Raw genomic sequence first — 15137 nt, forward strand, 5'->3', positions numbered from 1 at the left:
AACCCGCAAAGTTACTGCTGCAGGACTAGCTCTGCAAGCTTTACACCGCTGAAGTCTTTTTGTATGTGGAAGCGGCGAATTTTCTCAGGCTGATGCACCGTAAAAGCGGAGCCGGCGCAGATGGTTAAAGCCTGTCCATTAGCTTCGTGCGGCACAGAAAGCTCAAATTGCCTCAAAGGGTTGAGTCCGAATTCACCGCTCCATTGCTCGGATTCCGGCCACCATGCGTAGCTCTGATAGATGGGCGCATTCGAATCGTCTTCTGCACTGCAATTCTTGAATAGGCGAACGCTCACGCCAACCATTGGGATACCGGCCAGAGGTGAGCGGCACGATAATAAGATTTCAGAAAGTTGTGAAACAACACAGGTTCCCACGTTTTGGATCTTGAACTCATCTTGCTTCGGATTGAATGCCACACTACGATTGTCACGGTAGAGCGTGGAGGCGACTTCCACTTGAAGATTGATGGGGACATCCTTGAATTTGTCGAAGAACGTCCCGTCTACCTGGATGAACGTGCCAAGACTGCGCGATTGCAGCCCCGAGGCATCGATCGTGCCATTATCATTGTGGCTGAGCACCGCGCTTACTGCCTGCCAATCTGAGTTCCACTGTGCGCCGTCCGGAGCCTGGAAAGTCAGTTTGATTGCTTCTGCCTGTGCAACCAGGCCTTCAGCCACTTCGCCGCCGGTGAACTTAAGAGTGATCCAGACAGTCTTTTTTCCCTGTTCCGGTCCACGGCCCACATAAAGGTGTCCTGCATGCGGCTTTTCCGGTGCTGGCATCTTTATTTCAAAGTAGCCGTCCGCGCCGGCGCCCAGCAGCGGGTATTCAGCTTCAGGAAACCGATATTTGGGCTCGGCTGCGGCCATAAGAATGAGTGCCAGTCCAGCGCCTATCAGGATCCATCTGGCTTGGGCCGTCTTGCGCAATGCGTATTGCCGCACAATAACCACAATCGCCACGCCAACCATCACCGCCCATACTAGCCATTGCCAGCTCCCCGTCCTCCCGGACCCAGCGCCTCGCACATCGAAGACGAAGAAGAAGCCGAAAAAGCTTTGTGCCAGCCACACCGATGCCAGCACAAATATCAACACCATAATGATGGCCCGTGTCATCTGTCTTTTCCCTCCCGTTACCACCGCGAGTGTTGCCAGCGGCAACAGCAGAACGGCCAGCGTCAGGTTCAGGTCCAGCACTCTGGAAACATGCTGAAAGGGAGCGAAGCCAGCGGCTGCAACCAGGCAGAGTTGGGCCACAAACAGCGGCACATTGATCACAATGAAAACGAATAAAATTTTGGCAGCCAGCAAACTTTGCCAGTGGTAAGGCCGGGTGACCCAGAATTGGCGGTCGCCTGTAAGTGACTCTTCGTAAATCACGCGCACGAGGACCACCATCCATCCCAGCACCAGCAGTACGCCCAGAATGGATGCCCCGGCGTAGCGCAATGCAGTTACTGTTCCGCCGTCATAGCTCAGACGGTCAACGGGCTTCCACAGCACCGGCTGGCACCATGCATATAACGCCAGCAGGAGGATCGATAACACAATTTCCCATGAAAACCGCTTCAGGTCTTTTTTGAAAATGTGGATGATCTGGCTCATAACGTTCTCAATCCTCAAACCGCTTTGCGTCCGATTTTGGCCATCGCCACAAAAATTGCCCGTAGACTCATTGGAGTAAAAGTTATGTCGCGCACATTGCTGAAGGCAGAGTGAATAGCCGCCCGTGTGCGTTCCTGCTCGAACTGGCTGTCAATAAATTGAAACGTTGTACCGGAGCTTGCCGGTTGCAGCCATGCGGCTGGCATGTTGGGTGGCGGTCCAGCCGGCGCATTCAGTGTGACTTGCACGTCACGGAATCGGCTCGTTAAGCTGCTCATCTCCTCGGAAAATTTAAGGCGCCCTTCTTCCATGTAGCCCACATGGCTGCTGAAGCTTTCTATCTCCGCCAGATCGTGCGACGAAATCAGGATCGTGGCTTCACTGGCGCGCTCCAGCAGGCTTTCCACCAACTCATCCCGTACCAGCGGATCCAGGCCTGAGAACGGTTCGTCCAGCACAATTAGCTTTGGCCGATACGCCAGTGAACTTGCCAGAGCGGCCTTCATCTTCATTCCTCGCGAAAGATGCCGAAGTTTCCTGTCCATTGGCAGCGCCATCTGCCGGACCAGCGCGCTTTCCAGCTCGCGGTCCCAACTGGGGTAGAACGGACGCAGATAATCAAAGAACTCGTCAACTCGCATCCACTCAGGCTGTTCCTGATTTTCAGAAACGTAGCCGATTTGCGCGAACCAATCGCCCCTCAGTTTGGTGGAGTCTGTTCCCAATACCTCGGCGGTTCCCTGAGTGGGTTGCAAAATATTCATCAGCACTTTGATCATTGTTGTCTTGCCGGCGCCGTTAGGCCCCACCAGTGAATAGATCGCGCCTTGTGGGATCTCCAGATTTAACTGCCGCAGGGCCTGCACAGTTAGAAAGCGTTTGCTCAGGTTCTCTGTTCGAATTGTGCTACTCACTGCTTGGGTCCTCCTTGCCGTGCTCCTTGCGGCGCCTCGGTTGCCCCAGCCGTTTCCAATGCGCTTCCATTGCCTGCACAATCTCCGTGAATTCAATTCCCAACTTTCTGGCCTCAACCATGAGCTGCTCAATTTCACTGCCCAGCAGCTCCGTCCGCTCCAGTTTGCTGGATTCCGGCAAATGCGCCACAACATTTCCAATGCCGGGCAGCGTCTCCAGCAGTCCATCATTCACCAGTTTCATCACAATCTTGTGGGCTGTATTGGGATTGATCTTTAGTTCTTTGCTCAATGTCCTGACGGAAGGGAAAGTATCGCCCGGCTGCATCGCCCCGGAGACAATCGCTTTCTTTGCGGCGTAGACTGCCTGCTCATAAAGCGATATGCCTGGCCGGAATTGGACTCGAAATGGAATCACTACTGTACTATAACACATAGTACAGTATGCAGCATGCGCCTCCTCTTTTCTCGTTGGCGGCTGCATGCACCAACCCAACGGGTCCAGGAGTGTGCAATTCCGCAGTTTTTTTCGATCACGCTAGAACAACTGCCCCGCCAGCCGTATCCTAATAAGCAGCATAAAGGTCAATTTAGGACGTTCTAGATAACGTGGAGGAATTGTTATGCCGCAACCTGCCGTCCGCGCAGCTCTGTTGTTGCTGTTCATTACCGGGTTTGCATCCCGCCTGCCTGCCCAGACAGATCCTGAGTTTGTAATAAGCCTCAGTCCCTCCATCGTCACCGTCACGCAGGGAAGCTCAGCGTCATTGAACGTGCATATCGCCATCAATGAGCGGCCCAGCTTTGAATTTAGCCTGTCAGGCCTGCCCGCGGGCGTCATCGCCCAGGTGCCCACCGGACGCGCCGGTTCCACCACGATTGTTCTTACCGCTCTGCCCACGGCGGCCACGGGTTCCTTTAGCGTCGTGTTGACGGCCGTTGCCAGCGGCTTTGACCCACCCAGGTCCGGCAACAACCCGCAGTCCCAGAACTTTACCCTGAACGTAAAGCCTATGCCTGTGGCGCAGTGGGAGTACCGCGTGGAAAAGGCCAGGACAGAGCAGGATCTTGAATCTGCAGCCACGAGTCTGGGTACGCAGGCGTGGGAACTCGTCAGCGTGGTGCTGACGACAGACCGCAGCGGAGTCGATGTGTGGGTCGCATTCTTCAAACGGCAAAAGCACCCACACGAATAGCTACCAATAGAGCGTGCCGCGCTGCTTACACCATCGCTCGTTCCAGAATTGCATCTACGTGAATTTGCGTTGTGTCCAGGAAGGGAATTCCAAGCAATGAGCTGTCTGTGAGGATTAGCGGCAATTCAGTCCCGCCCAGGACCAGGGCCTGGATGCCATCTTGTTTCTTCATGCGCGTGGCGATGGCCAGCAGGCCGTCGCGCGTTTCTGGCAGGAACTTTCCAGGGATCAGTTCATTGATGTATTTGTCGTGAATGTAATCCTGTTCTTCGGCTGTGGGCACGGTAAGTTGAAGCCCTTCACGGGTAAAAACATCAGGATAAAAGCGGCCATGCATGGTGAAGCGCGTTCCAAACACGCCCAGATGTGTGAGCTGCTGGCGTTTGGCTTCCGCGCAGGTGGCTTCAACAATGCTGACAAGAGGAATAGGAGAGCGCCGGGCGATATCGCCGAAAACAATGTGCGGAGAGTTGGCCGCCAGAAAGCCAAATTCTGCCCCCGCATGTTGCAGGCGCACGACTTCCGGAGCGATGTATTCAGTCAGTTCGTTCAGTTGATTGCGTTCTAGAAGGTCCAATCCTTTTTGCAGGTCAATGCTGTTGATGACGATCTGCAGCGCGGGGCCGCCGGGGTTGCGCTTCTGTGCGCCATCCAGCAAGCGCCTGTAATAGTCAATGGTCGATTCAGGCCCAATACCGCCGATCATGCCGATGATTTTCATTTATGACGCTAGATGTGCGGGGTGGTAGGGACGATTCGATTTTTGTGTCGAGCCTAACGGGAATTCAAACACCTTTACCGCAGATCAACGCGGATGAACGCGGATGAACGCGGATCGGCGCGAGGGGTTTGCGAAGAGCCTAATTGCAACAAGATAATTCTGACGCTGCTTATCAGTGTCATCAGTGCAAATCAGTGGTTAGATTTTTCTGTTCTTTTCTAATCCGCGTTGATCCGCGTTGATCCGCGTTGATCCGCGGTAGTTTTTTCCGTTTTAGTCTCTAACCACTTCCACGTTGCTGCCGGCGACGGTCATCTTGATGACGCGGTATTGATCGTCAACCCAGAGGACCCATTGCGCGGAGTCGGAGTCGCGGCCCTGGTCGCTGAGCCAGGTGAGCGATTGCGGGCCGGTCATATCGAGCTTCACTTTGTTGAGTTCGCGCTCCACGCCTTTGATCATCACCTTGCCGGGGCCCATGAGTTCAAGAGTTGCGTTGCCGGAAAGATGCTGGCGGGGAACAAGAATCACGAACTTGCCGGTGCCGCAGACCAGAGCGTTATCCTGGCGGCGACAGCCGTTGGCCAGATACCACCACAACAAAACTTCACGCTGCGAGAAAAAATTATCGTCGAGAATCATGGTGGAAAGCGGCAGCATGTGGGGGACATCGAGCTTTTTCTGGTCGGCGGGCGTGATGTGCTCCACCAGCATCTCGTCCTTGGGCTCCACGGAAGATTCTTCTTTCTGCGGAACGGTGGCGTGCCAGTTGTAGGAGCGCAGCTCGCCCTTGGACGTGACCTGCATTTCAGCGGTCTGGGTGGCCTTGAAGTGGCCGTCATCAAACTTGATTTCAGAGGAGGCGGTGGAATAAGAGCGGGCATGGTCGGCGTTCGGGGTTTCCGTGATGTTGAACGTCTCTGTGCCCACGCGCTTGCCATTCATAAAGATGCCGAAGCTGCCGGAATCAGCCACTTTGGAGCTGCTCTTTCCTTTGTCCTTGGTCTGGTCTGCCGCGTTAAGAGAGATGGATGTGGCGAGCACCGCGCTTAAAAGAATGGCGAGCTTTACTGCTTTCACTTTTCTACCTCCGAAATTCTACTTCTACTTTTCTGTTCGCACGTCTGCCGATTGCAGCAGTCGTTCGATTTCCGCCGTGACCTGCTCGACCGACTTATCGAGCGTTTGCACGGTGAAGCGGGCCAGAGCGTAATCTGCGCGACGCGCGGCAAACAGCTCGTTAAACCTTGCATCCTGCTGCGCCAGCGGACGCACTTTGTGCTCACCCTGGCAGCGCCGCCGCAGTTCCTCAATCGGCGCTTCCAGCAGAACGGTGATTGCGCCGGCGGAATTCAGCGCGTCACGATTTTGCTTTTGCACGAACGCCCCGCCGCCCAACGCCAATATAAGATCGCTGCCGGCCTGGTGATCTTGCAGCAAAGCCGCGAGCGCCGCGCTTTCTGCTTGTCGAAACGCGGGCTCACCGGAAGCAGCAAAAATCTCAGCTACGCTTTTACGCTCGCGCTGCTCGATCACGTCGTCCAGGTCCAGAAAATTCCAGCGCAGGCTTTTGGCCAGCGCACGCCCGACGGTGGTTTTTCCCGCGCCCATAAACCCGATAAGGACCACGCATCGCATTCAGTTGCGGGAATCGCGGCATGCGCCGGACTGGCGGGCGTGGGGTACGGCCATCATATTTTTACGCGCTGCTGAATTTATTGCTTCTTCACGCGGATTTTACCACTGAAAGACTGGAGCTCAACGGAAGATGAGCCGGAATTAGAGGTACCTGCGAAGGAACGTCCTTGCTGGGGGACGAAAGACGTATGAGGTTTTTGCTGTAGAGGAAAATCATTTTCAACCGCGCCGGTGGTGGAACGGGCCGTTAGATCAACGGATGCCGTGGCGGGCAGAGTGACGTTGATAGCGCCGCTGTGCGTGGTAAGAATGTAGCTGCCGCCGCCGGAACAATCACCTTCGTAATCAATATTTCCACTGGCGGTGCCCACGGCAATGCGCTGTCCGTTGACGTTTTTTAGCTGCACAGCGCCGCCCGTGGATTGAACATCAACGCGGCTCATAGTGACATCCTGCAGCGTAACCGGGGCCGCCATGCTGCGAACATGCACATGCGACCTGGCAATGTTGTGAACCGTGATCTGGCCAGTCTCAGACGACAAGCCAATTTCTGAACTGATGCCATCGGCTGTGATGGGCGCAGAAGTTGTGCTTACATCTACGGAAATCCCGGCCGGGACGGTCACATCGTAATCAACTTTGGCTTCATCAGCCGTGGGCTTCTCACCGGGGAGGGCGTGAGTGAGAAGCTCCACGCGCTGATTGTTGGCGCTGCTGCTCTGATCAACTTCAACTTTTGCCGAGTGGACTGTGTATGAGACGAGAAGCTGGTGTCCGGCGCCAGAATGCAGAGTGATCGAGCCGCCACCGCTTACGATGTTCAGAGTGCCGCCCGGAGCGATATCAATGCGGGCTTCCTTGCGAGAATCGGCGGCGTGCGCCGCGCAGAGACCAATGCCGAGGCTTGCTGTAAACAGCAGAGCGCGTGTTGCGGTGCGAAACTTCATGGCCGTTTACTGCCTCCTCATCCGCTCAGGGTAACGAACGGGCGGTCGCCATCTGGTACACCATTTCTTTTTGCTCGTACGCATCCTGCAACAGCGCTTGCGCGGATGCATCACCGGGGTCGCTCTTGGCCGCCTGCTCCGCGTCCGCGATATATGCGTTCACGTCCCGCAGGCTGGCTTCATAGGCGCGCTGCGCTTCCGGCGACTGCTGCGAAACCTGGCTGATCAACTGCTGATCGTCAGAATTAAATTGTGTTGAATCCGTGGCGCTATTTTGCGCCGACAATGCCGTTTGCTGCAAGGGCCTGGGCTTGTAGTTGGTAAGTACAACGGCAAAGATGATCAGCGCCGTAAGGGCCATCACCCAGCCTAGGGGCGTCCAGTTTTTCGCTTGTGTTTGGGAGGTCGAGTTTTTCTGTGTGTGCCCCAGCCGGGGCATTCGACCCTCCGGCAACAATCCCTCTCTCTGGAGAGATTGTTCAATATTGTTCCATACACGGGGATTCGGATCGTGCATGGGTAAAAGCAATTTGGCTTGCTCGGCGATGTAGCGCAGGTCCTGCACCAAAGCTGCGCAAGACTCACACTCCTGGAGGTGCGATTCGTCCTCGCCCCCGCCGCCGCTCTCTATGATAAAAGGCAGTGTTTCCTGGAACTGCTGGCAATTCATTTTCTTCATCCTCTCCCACTCGCTTTCAGGGAATCGCAAAACGCGTTTTTCGTCGGGCTTACCGCGCAGCGCATTCTTTTTCTTGCCCGAATCAATTTCGCCGCGTTATGGACTCGGTCTTGCTCTCAGCCGCTTCTGCTTACCTGCGGGCGGCCTTTTCGGCTCTACTGAGTTTCAGCAGGTCGCGCAGCTTCATGCGCGCCTTGTGTAATTGCGACTTGCTGTTTCCTATCGAACATCCCATCATCTCCGCAATCTCATTGTGCTCATAGCCTTCAACGTCATGCAGGACGAAGATAATTCTGTATCCCGGCGGCAGGCTTTCTATTGCCCGCTCCAGGTTCACCCGATCAATTGACCCCGCCAGCACATTGTCCCGTGCGCCGATGTCTTTCTTCGGCCCATCTTCATGCTGCGGTTCCAGCGCTTCATCCAGAGAAATCTCCGGAAGGCCTTTCTTTCTCAGGTGCATCAGCACCACGTTCACCGCCAGCCGATGCAGCCACGTTGAAAACGCTGACTCGCCCCTGAACGTCGCAATCTTGCGATACAGCTGCAAGAACGCTTCCTGCGTCAGGTCTTCCGCTTCGGCCGTATTGCCCGTCATGCGCAGGCAAAGTGAGTACACACGGCGTTTGTGGAGCCCGTAGAGCCCGGAAAACGCCTCCGCATCACCGGCCTTGGCTCTGTCAATCGCTTCGGCTTCGGTCATTCCGGATGCGATTACTTTTTTTGCTTGTGTCAATTTGACCTTTTGAGGCCGCTCTTCCTTTGGATGCGGCAGTGTAGCTGCTTCGTTGTCCGCCTGGGTTGCCCCGGACGCCATAATTGGCCCACCGTGCCCGTATCTATCTGATTCTGGCCTTGATCCCGCTTGATTCTGCCCCTGCTTTTTTGGCCCGATTTCTTGTAATTCCGGCTCAGTTCCCTTGGTCGCCGGCCTTGCCCGTCCCGACTCCGAACCCCATTCCGGGCTATATCCTGGGCCCCGTCGGGATCGTTCTGCCAGATCCCAACTTCTCCGGCTCCATTATAGATAACGTCGCGCTCTCTGCCCGTCCAGCCCCGCTGCCAATCCCACGTGACTAAACATTGAAGCCTTTTCCCGGAACTTTGGTTGCCTGAGCAGCAGCAGTTAGCAGTTAGCAATTAGCACTTGGCAATTAGCTCTTGGTTTTCAGCTCTTGGCCTTTTGCCAATAGTATTCGGCCAACTGGTGGCTTTCTACGGATTTCCATATTCCGGCTTATTTCCTGTCTGTCAGCCGTATATCGTGTTCTATCAATTGCCAGTTTTTCCTGCTTTCTCCGCGCCTCCGCGTCTCCGCGGTGAAGATTTGGCTGTTTGCCGATCCGTGTAATCAGTCTCTATCCTGGTAAGGTTTTTGCTCCTTTCCTGATCCGCGATCATCCGCGCAAATCCGCGGTAGAGCTCTTGCCGATCACCCGATCACGCGCGATCACCAGATCCCCCGATCTTCCTCCCGCTCTTGCCATTCCCGGCTCATGGGAATAATCTGTATCGCATAACGAGAGCTGCTGGAGGCACGATGCGCAAGCTTATCTCTCTTCCTGTTCTGTTGTTCGTCATCGCCGCGGTTTCCGCGCAGGCGCAGAACCCTGACATCTTTGTAACGCCCACTCCCGCCAATCCTTTCACCGGCACGGTAAACGTGCAGCGGTCCTTCGTGCAGAAGGATGGCCAGATCGTGAAGTCCAAAACCGCCCGTGAGATTGGGCGTGACAGCCACGGCCGCATCTTCAATGAGATGCGCACGCTGGTGCCCGCCTCAAGCAATCAGTCGCCGGAAATTGTGGGCGTCCATATCTATGATCCGGAAACGCGGGTCACCATCATGGTGAATGATCGCCTGCATACCTTCCGCAAAGGCACCGTGAATCGCCCGCCGGAAGCAGTGCCACCGTCCTTTCTGTCGGCTTCCTCCGGCCTGAACACTCTTCCCCAGAACCAGTTCACCAAAGAAGAGGATTTAGGCAACAAGTTGATTGAAGGATTGCCCGTGCACGGCGTTCGTCAAAGCCAGACCATTCCCGCTGACAACGGCGGCCAAGGCGTGGTGATCACCGACGAATACTGGTACTCCGAAGACCTTCGCATCAACCTGGTGCTGAAACATAACGATCCACGCACCGGCGGAGTCACCATGACCGTGACAGGTATAAATCGCTCAGAGCCAGACCCAGCCCGGTTTGAAATCCCGGCAGGCTACAACCCCGCAGGGGCACAGCAGCAAGAGTAGAGCGCAGAGACGCGCGTTTGGCAATTTTTTCCCGTGCCTGCGTGGTGACGATTTTGCTCCTTCCTGATCCGTTCCATCCGTGTTGTTCCGTGGTAAGGTTTTGATCTTTCCTGATCCGCGACCATCCGCGTTTATCAGCGGTAGAGCCTTTGCCGATCACCCGAGCACGCGCGATCACCAGAGCTTCGTCCTGATCAGTGTCATCAGTGTGAATCAGTGGTAACCCCTCCGGCTCTTTCCTGATCCGTCAATCTGTATCCCTCATGCCCGCTTCCGCATCAATAAAATTATGAACATCGCATTCATCGGCCTGGGCAACATGGGTTCTCCCATGGCTGCAAACTTAATCAAAGCCAGACACAAACTCACCGTCTACAACCGTACTCACAGTCGCGCCGAAGCATTGCAATCGCAAGGCGCGCGCGTCGCCGCCACTCCGGGAGAAGCCGCTGTCGGCGCTGAAGTCGCCATCACCATGCTGGCCGACGATCACGCCCTTGAATCTGTCCTATTTGAAAAGCGAAGTCTTCTCGATTCGCTGCCGCCCAATGCTATCCACATTTCCATGAGCACCATCAGCGTTGCGCTCTCGCGACGGCTGGCCTCTGCGCATGCTGAGCGCAAACAGCATTACGTCTCCGCTCCGGTCTTTGGTCGCCCGGAAGCCGCGGCCGCCGCAAAACTATTTATCGTTGCCGCCGGACCTGCGGAGCAGATCGAGCGCTGCCGTCCGCTCTTTGACGCCATGGGCCAGAAAACTTTTCTTGCGGGCAATGACGCTTTCGGCGCGAACCTGATGAAGCTCGCGGGAAATTTCCTGATCACAGCCGTGATTGAAGGTCTGGCGGAAAGCTTTGCCCTGGTGCGCAAAGCCGGACTCGATGCGAACCTGTTCCATGAGATTCTGACCAACTCGCTCTTCAACGCGCCGATCTATAAGACATACGGCGCGCTGATCAACTCACAGAAGTTTGAGCCTGCTGGATTCAAATTGCCGCTCGGCCTCAAAGACAATCGGCTGCTGCTGGCTGCCGCCGAAGAAAACGCTGTCCCCATGCCGATGGCGAGCCTCGTTCGTGACCGTTTTCTCGCCGCGCTGGGTCAGGGCATGGGAGAGCTTGACTGGTCGGCGATTTCTAAACTTTCTGCGAAAGACGCAGGCCTGTGAAATTTGTAATTAGTAATTTGGCCTGAGTCCCTGTTCTCTGTGTCTCTGTGGTAGGTTTTCCTGATCACCAGATCACGCGCGATCACCCGATCTTCCTTAATCCGTGTTATCCGTGTTCATCCGTGGTGAGGTTTTTGCGCGCTCTTCCTCACGGATGCCCGACCACCACAATCGACTCCGGCCCGCCGCCGGTCGGCGAAGTGGAGATCAGGGCCGTAGTGGTATTCGCGGCGGTAATGTTCGCGTTCAACACTGACACGGTGCTCGATCCATTGTTTGCCACATAAAGAAATTTGCCGGAGGGATCCACGGCCAGATCAATGGGACCTGTGCCTGCGGGCACCGTAAGGCTGGCTGTGCCGGTGGTTCCGGCGTTGTTCACGGTGTTGACAGTCAGATTGTTGGAAGCCGTATTGGCAATGTAAACCAGTGGCGTGGTGGCATTCAGCGGCGTGTTAAAAGCAATGGCGCTGGGGTTGGGCGGTGACGATCCTGTGGGCGTCACGATGATGGGCGTCAGTGAGCCGTCGGTGTTGATGACGAAAGTGCGTAGATTATTGGTGCTGCCGCCGTCAGTGGCCACAAGCACTTCAAACGTGGGCACGGCTTTTACGGCCAGCATGGTGGTGGTTCCGGAATCAAAGGCGCCAACCGCCAGCCGCGTGAGCGTGCCGGTGGCTCCAATCTGGAATGCGTCAATGCCTCCACCGGCTGTTACCACATAAACGAACTGGCCGCTTTGGTCGATGGTGATTCCGCGCGCCGTGGCATCGGTTAGCGTGGTTGAGATAGCCGTCAGGCAGCCGGTGGTTGTGTTGATGGTGAATCCGGTAACGCTTCCCACCTGGTTTGCCGTATAAAGCAGCGTGCCTGCGGGATTGATAGTAATTTTCAATGGCTGTACGTCAGTAGTGGCAACGGTCGGGCAGGTCAGCGGCGTAAGCACTCCGCTGGTAGGACTAATGGAAAAGCTGCTCACCTGGTTATTCTGGAATGACGTTACGTAAAGAAACTGGTTGTTCGGCGTGGCGGCAAGTCCAAAAGGCTCTCCGGCGACGGCAAAAGGCGAACCGGGAACCGCTGTTAGTGCTCCGGTGCCGTCATTGGCAAAGCCGGAGACACTGTTTCCGCCCGCGTTTGCCGTATAGACAAAAGCATTGCCGGGCGATGGAGTTGGCGTTGGGCCGCCTCTGGTGACGCTGCTGGGAGAGCATCCAGCCATCAGCATAACGAGGCTGAAAAAAATGATAAGGAAGCAGGAAAAAACTGCGGCGCGAAGCAAGCGCGGAAAGCCTTTCATCGTCACTCCCTCTCGACCACCAGTGCACGCAGCCGAAATTCCCAGTGGACCAACGGCAGCCATCGGCGTCTGCGGCGAAGCCGGATGTGATTATGATAGCGCAAGCGCGCGGCAGTTACCCTTGTTTCATCGATGGGGGAAGCCGCGAAGGAACTGCGTCTTGCATGCGCCCCATGCATTATTTTCAGCGCATCTATTTTGGCTGCGAACTCTGGGCTGCGCTCGCTTCAGGCGACATCTCCGCCAGCTGGCTGATGAGCTTCTGTTCCTGATCTGAGAAAGTGCTGCGGAAACGGTCTGACTGGATCACCTGCTGTCGCTCAGCCGGAGGCATCTGCCGAAGGTGTCGCAGCGCCGTGTGGACTGCAACCTGCCGCTCCGGTGGCAAGCCCTTAAGTTGCTGGTTGGCGTCACGAAGTTGCTGCCGCTGCTGTGGCGTCAGCTTTGACAGGAACTCCATGCGTTTCACGGCTTGGTCGCGCTGCGCGGGCGTTAGGCTATTGAATTTTTTCAGCCGCTCGCGCAATGCCGCTTGCCGATCGGCCGGGAGTTTCTTGAATCCTGGTTCGCTTTCCAGGAGTTTGAGTTGCTGGTCCAGCGGAAGATCTTTGTGGGCCTGGAGCCATGCGCCCATCTTGTATCCATTTCTTTGTGCAGTATGATTGGCGCTATTCGGGCTTTTCTGCGGCGTGGCTTGTAACAGCAGTACGGGCGCCGGTCGATGGGCCGAAGTGGTTACGCGCGAAGGTACATTCAGGGTGATCAACCCTGAGAGCAAAACCGCCGAAACAACCTTGGCCCCAATCACCATTCGCTCCCCCGAGCACAAAGTTTAAGGCTCAGCCACATCGTCTGACGGAGCTCCGGTAAGTTCGTTTACCAGGTCCGTATCGATAATCAAGTCGTGGTTCTTGTCCAGAGATTCAATATCGGCCAATGCGCCATTATCCGGTGGCGGCGTTGCCACAACGAGCCGATAGACTACTCCTCCCGCTGCCAATACCGTGGCCAGCGCGGCAGCCAGCATTGGGCGGCGCAGCCACCCAAACATGCTGGCCGGCGCCTTCTGCCGTTCTTCCTTCACGTGCGCCCGCAGGCGCGTAAGAAAGTACGGAGAAGGCTCCGGCGATTCCCATTCATCCAGCAGCGCCATGGTCTTGCGCATGGAGCCAAGCTCCTCTGTGCAGGCGCTGCACTGGCTTACGTGAGCCTTCACCTGCGGGTCGGCCGGACCGTCAGTGAGAAGCTCGATCAAATTTTCCCGAACATCGTTGCAGTTCATACAAATTCCTTCAGCCGGTCGCGCAGCACTTCATAGGCGCGGAACAGCAGAGACTTGGTGGCGGACTCACTTAATTTCAAAACTCCCGCAATTTCCCGATAATCCATCCCTTGATATTTATGCATTAGCACGGCGGCGCGCTGTTTTTCCGGCAGCGCCATCACGTGTTTCTTGATGGCCTGGAGCCTCTCTCGCCGCAGAATGTTTTGTTCCGCATTCAGCGTCGGATCGGCAACATCCATCGTGGTGCCGGATTCTTCATCCGGCTCATCCAGGCTTACTACTTTTCCGCTGCGCTCAACCTTGTGGTCGCGCGCGTGGTTCACCGCCAGGTTGGTTGCGATGCGGTAGAGCCACGTCGTGAACTTGGCTTCCGCCGCATAGGTCTTGCGCGAACGATATACGCGCAAAAACACTTCCTGCGCCAGTTCTTCCGCCAGTGCCTGGTTATGGCACATGCGGTACATGAAAGCGATCATGGGCCGGTGATATTTGGTTACGAGATATTCGTAGGCCGCATTATCGTCCGTCCCGGCGCGGAGCATCACCTCCGCATCAGTCAGCGAATCATAAGGAACGTGGCTTGCTGCCATCTCCGCAATACCCTGCATCCTGCCGGTAACTGTGGGCATGAACAAACCCGACTTTAAGGCCACGCTGCTCACATCCCTGTAAACCCCTTGGCAACCAGAAAGTTGCAGGTTTCAGAGGGAAGCCGGCGGCCCCGACACCAGAGTTTATTCCATCCGGCGGCTTTCGCGCATCCTGAAGTTTACAAAGATTTTACCGATCACTTAATCTTCTTCATCTTGATGGCCTTTATGCCGGCGGCAAACACCTGCGCCCGGTCGTTGTTGTAGCTAGTCCGGGCCAGTTCTTCAATGAGGTCAACTGTCCGCTGGGGAATGCGATAGGTCATGCGCTGCATCTCTCCAAGCGCTGGTTCCGGGCTGGGTGGAGGGTCCATGCGCGTGAGCAGCTCGGCCGCCACCTGCACTACGCGCCCGCGTGAGCGATATTCCGCCGCGGCTTCCCGTATCGCCTCCACTGCGGCGGCAGGCAGGGTATAGCGCTTGGAGATGTCTCCGGTCTTGCTTTTCTTCTTGCGTTTCGGGCCGTCCCAGGGCTTTTGCGGTTTCATGGCAAGACTCCGGACTCGCATGGGGGCGTACAGGCCGAACAGTGTAACACACCAGTGTGTCCCACCATGGGGTGTGCATTCCATCCTGCTCATGTGCCGCCGCCCTCGGCGGTGGGTTTCGGTTTCCGATCACGGCGATTTCGCGCGATTGAACAGCCGGGCAGATCCCTGACACTTTAGACCGGGCACATACCTGACACTTTCTCTTCCACTAGGTTGAGGGGATGGGGTGCAGGGGAAGGGGACGCTTCCCCTTTCCCTGCATTAGTCTTTGTAGTCAACCCCTG

The 15137-nt window shown here is 56.0% G+C and carries 17 protein-coding genes; 3 read left to right on the plus strand and 14 right to left on the minus strand.

From position 1 onward, the window contains the following. Window positions 1-11: 11 nt before the first annotated feature. From LAO76_09955 to LAO76_09965, 3 genes are read right to left on the minus strand one after another with little or no spacing between them, the layout of a single operon-like run. Window positions 12-1613 carry a hypothetical protein gene (locus tag LAO76_09955; protein ID MBZ5491242.1) on the minus strand — a complete coding sequence of 534 codons (1602 nt, stop codon included), beginning with the start codon at window positions 1611-1613 and terminating at the stop codon, window positions 12-14. 14 nt (window positions 1614-1627) lie between these two features. Beyond that, window positions 1628-2527, minus strand: coding sequence for an ABC transporter ATP-binding protein (locus LAO76_09960; protein ID MBZ5491243.1), 900 nt, complete (start codon window positions 2525-2527; stop codon window positions 1628-1630). After that, the gene (locus tag LAO76_09965; GenBank protein MBZ5491244.1) at window positions 2520-2963 is read right to left on the minus strand and encodes a GntR family transcriptional regulator; all 444 of its coding nucleotides are present in this window, start codon (window positions 2961-2963) and stop codon (window positions 2520-2522) included. Before LAO76_09965 ends, LAO76_09960 begins: the two co-directional genes overlap by 8 nt. Window positions 2964-3150: 187 nt before the next feature. Between LAO76_09965 and LAO76_09970 the strand changes: the two genes are divergently transcribed. Further along, window positions 3151-3723: a hypothetical protein gene (locus tag LAO76_09970; protein MBZ5491245.1), complete on the plus strand. Its 573-nt coding sequence runs from the start codon at window positions 3151-3153 to the stop codon at window positions 3721-3723. Window positions 3724-3748: 25 nt separating this feature from the next. On the opposite strand, the gene LAO76_09975 is transcribed toward LAO76_09970, so the two are convergent. From LAO76_09975 to LAO76_10000, 6 genes are all read right to left on the minus strand, one after another. Then, window positions 3749-4444, minus strand: a complete 696-nt coding sequence (locus LAO76_09975; GenBank protein MBZ5491246.1) for an amino acid racemase — start codon at window positions 4442-4444, stop codon at window positions 3749-3751. A 273-nt stretch (window positions 4445-4717) separates the two neighbouring features. After that, window positions 4718-5524 (minus strand): hypothetical protein, encoded by an 807-nt coding sequence (locus LAO76_09980; protein MBZ5491247.1) that lies wholly within the window; start codon window positions 5522-5524, stop codon window positions 4718-4720. A gap of 24 nt (window positions 5525-5548) precedes the next feature. After that, window positions 5549-6073, minus strand: a complete 525-nt coding sequence (locus LAO76_09985) for a shikimate kinase (GenBank protein MBZ5491248.1) — start codon at window positions 6071-6073, stop codon at window positions 5549-5551. An 86-nt stretch (window positions 6074-6159) separates the two neighbouring features. After that, window positions 6160-7029: a DUF4097 domain-containing protein gene (locus tag LAO76_09990; protein MBZ5491249.1), complete on the minus strand. Its 870-nt coding sequence runs from the start codon at window positions 7027-7029 to the stop codon at window positions 6160-6162. A 25-nt stretch (window positions 7030-7054) separates the two neighbouring features. After that, a complete protein-coding gene (locus LAO76_09995) occupies window positions 7055-7708 on the minus strand; it encodes a hypothetical protein (protein MBZ5491250.1) in 654 nt (217 codons plus the stop codon). A 130-nt stretch (window positions 7709-7838) separates the two neighbouring features. Next, a complete protein-coding gene (locus tag LAO76_10000; protein MBZ5491251.1) occupies window positions 7839-8411 on the minus strand; it encodes a sigma-70 family RNA polymerase sigma factor in 573 nt (190 codons plus the stop codon). Between the two features lie 837 nt (window positions 8412-9248). Between LAO76_10000 and LAO76_10005 the strand changes: the two genes are divergently transcribed. Both LAO76_10005 and LAO76_10010 read left to right on the plus strand, forming a co-directional pair. Then, entirely contained in the window at window positions 9249-9959 is a 711-nt protein-coding gene (locus LAO76_10005; GenBank protein ID MBZ5491252.1) for a hypothetical protein, read from the plus strand. 289 nt (window positions 9960-10248) lie between these two features. Further along, window positions 10249-11127 carry an NAD(P)-dependent oxidoreductase gene (locus tag LAO76_10010; protein MBZ5491253.1) on the plus strand — a complete coding sequence of 293 codons (879 nt, stop codon included), beginning with the start codon at window positions 10249-10251 and terminating at the stop codon, window positions 11125-11127. A gap of 148 nt (window positions 11128-11275) precedes the next feature. Here the strand turns inward: LAO76_10010 and LAO76_10015 are convergent, their stop codons facing one another. The 5 genes from LAO76_10015 to LAO76_10035 form a co-directional block, all read right to left on the minus strand. Continuing rightward, window positions 11276-12427, minus strand: a complete 1152-nt coding sequence (locus LAO76_10015) for a lactonase family protein (protein MBZ5491254.1) — start codon at window positions 12425-12427, stop codon at window positions 11276-11278. Between the two features lie 193 nt (window positions 12428-12620). Continuing rightward, a complete protein-coding gene (locus LAO76_10020; GenBank protein MBZ5491255.1) occupies window positions 12621-13238 on the minus strand; it encodes a DUF3106 domain-containing protein in 618 nt (205 codons plus the stop codon). 21 nt (window positions 13239-13259) lie between these two features. After that, the gene (locus LAO76_10025; GenBank protein ID MBZ5491256.1) at window positions 13260-13709 is read right to left on the minus strand and encodes a hypothetical protein; all 450 of its coding nucleotides are present in this window, start codon (window positions 13707-13709) and stop codon (window positions 13260-13262) included. Continuing rightward, complete coding sequence (locus LAO76_10030) at window positions 13706-14341, minus strand: sigma-70 family RNA polymerase sigma factor (GenBank protein MBZ5491257.1); 636 nt, start codon at window positions 14339-14341, stop codon at window positions 13706-13708. Before LAO76_10030 ends, LAO76_10025 begins: the two co-directional genes overlap by 4 nt. Window positions 14342-14499: 158 nt before the next feature. Beyond that, entirely contained in the window at window positions 14500-14850 is a 351-nt protein-coding gene (locus LAO76_10035; GenBank protein MBZ5491258.1) for a hypothetical protein, read from the minus strand. Window positions 14851-15137 lie beyond the last annotated feature (287 nt).

It is taken from the genome of Terriglobia bacterium (genome assembly GCA_020072645.1).
Lineage (GTDB): Bacteria > Acidobacteriota > Terriglobia > Terriglobales > Acidobacteriaceae > Angelobacter.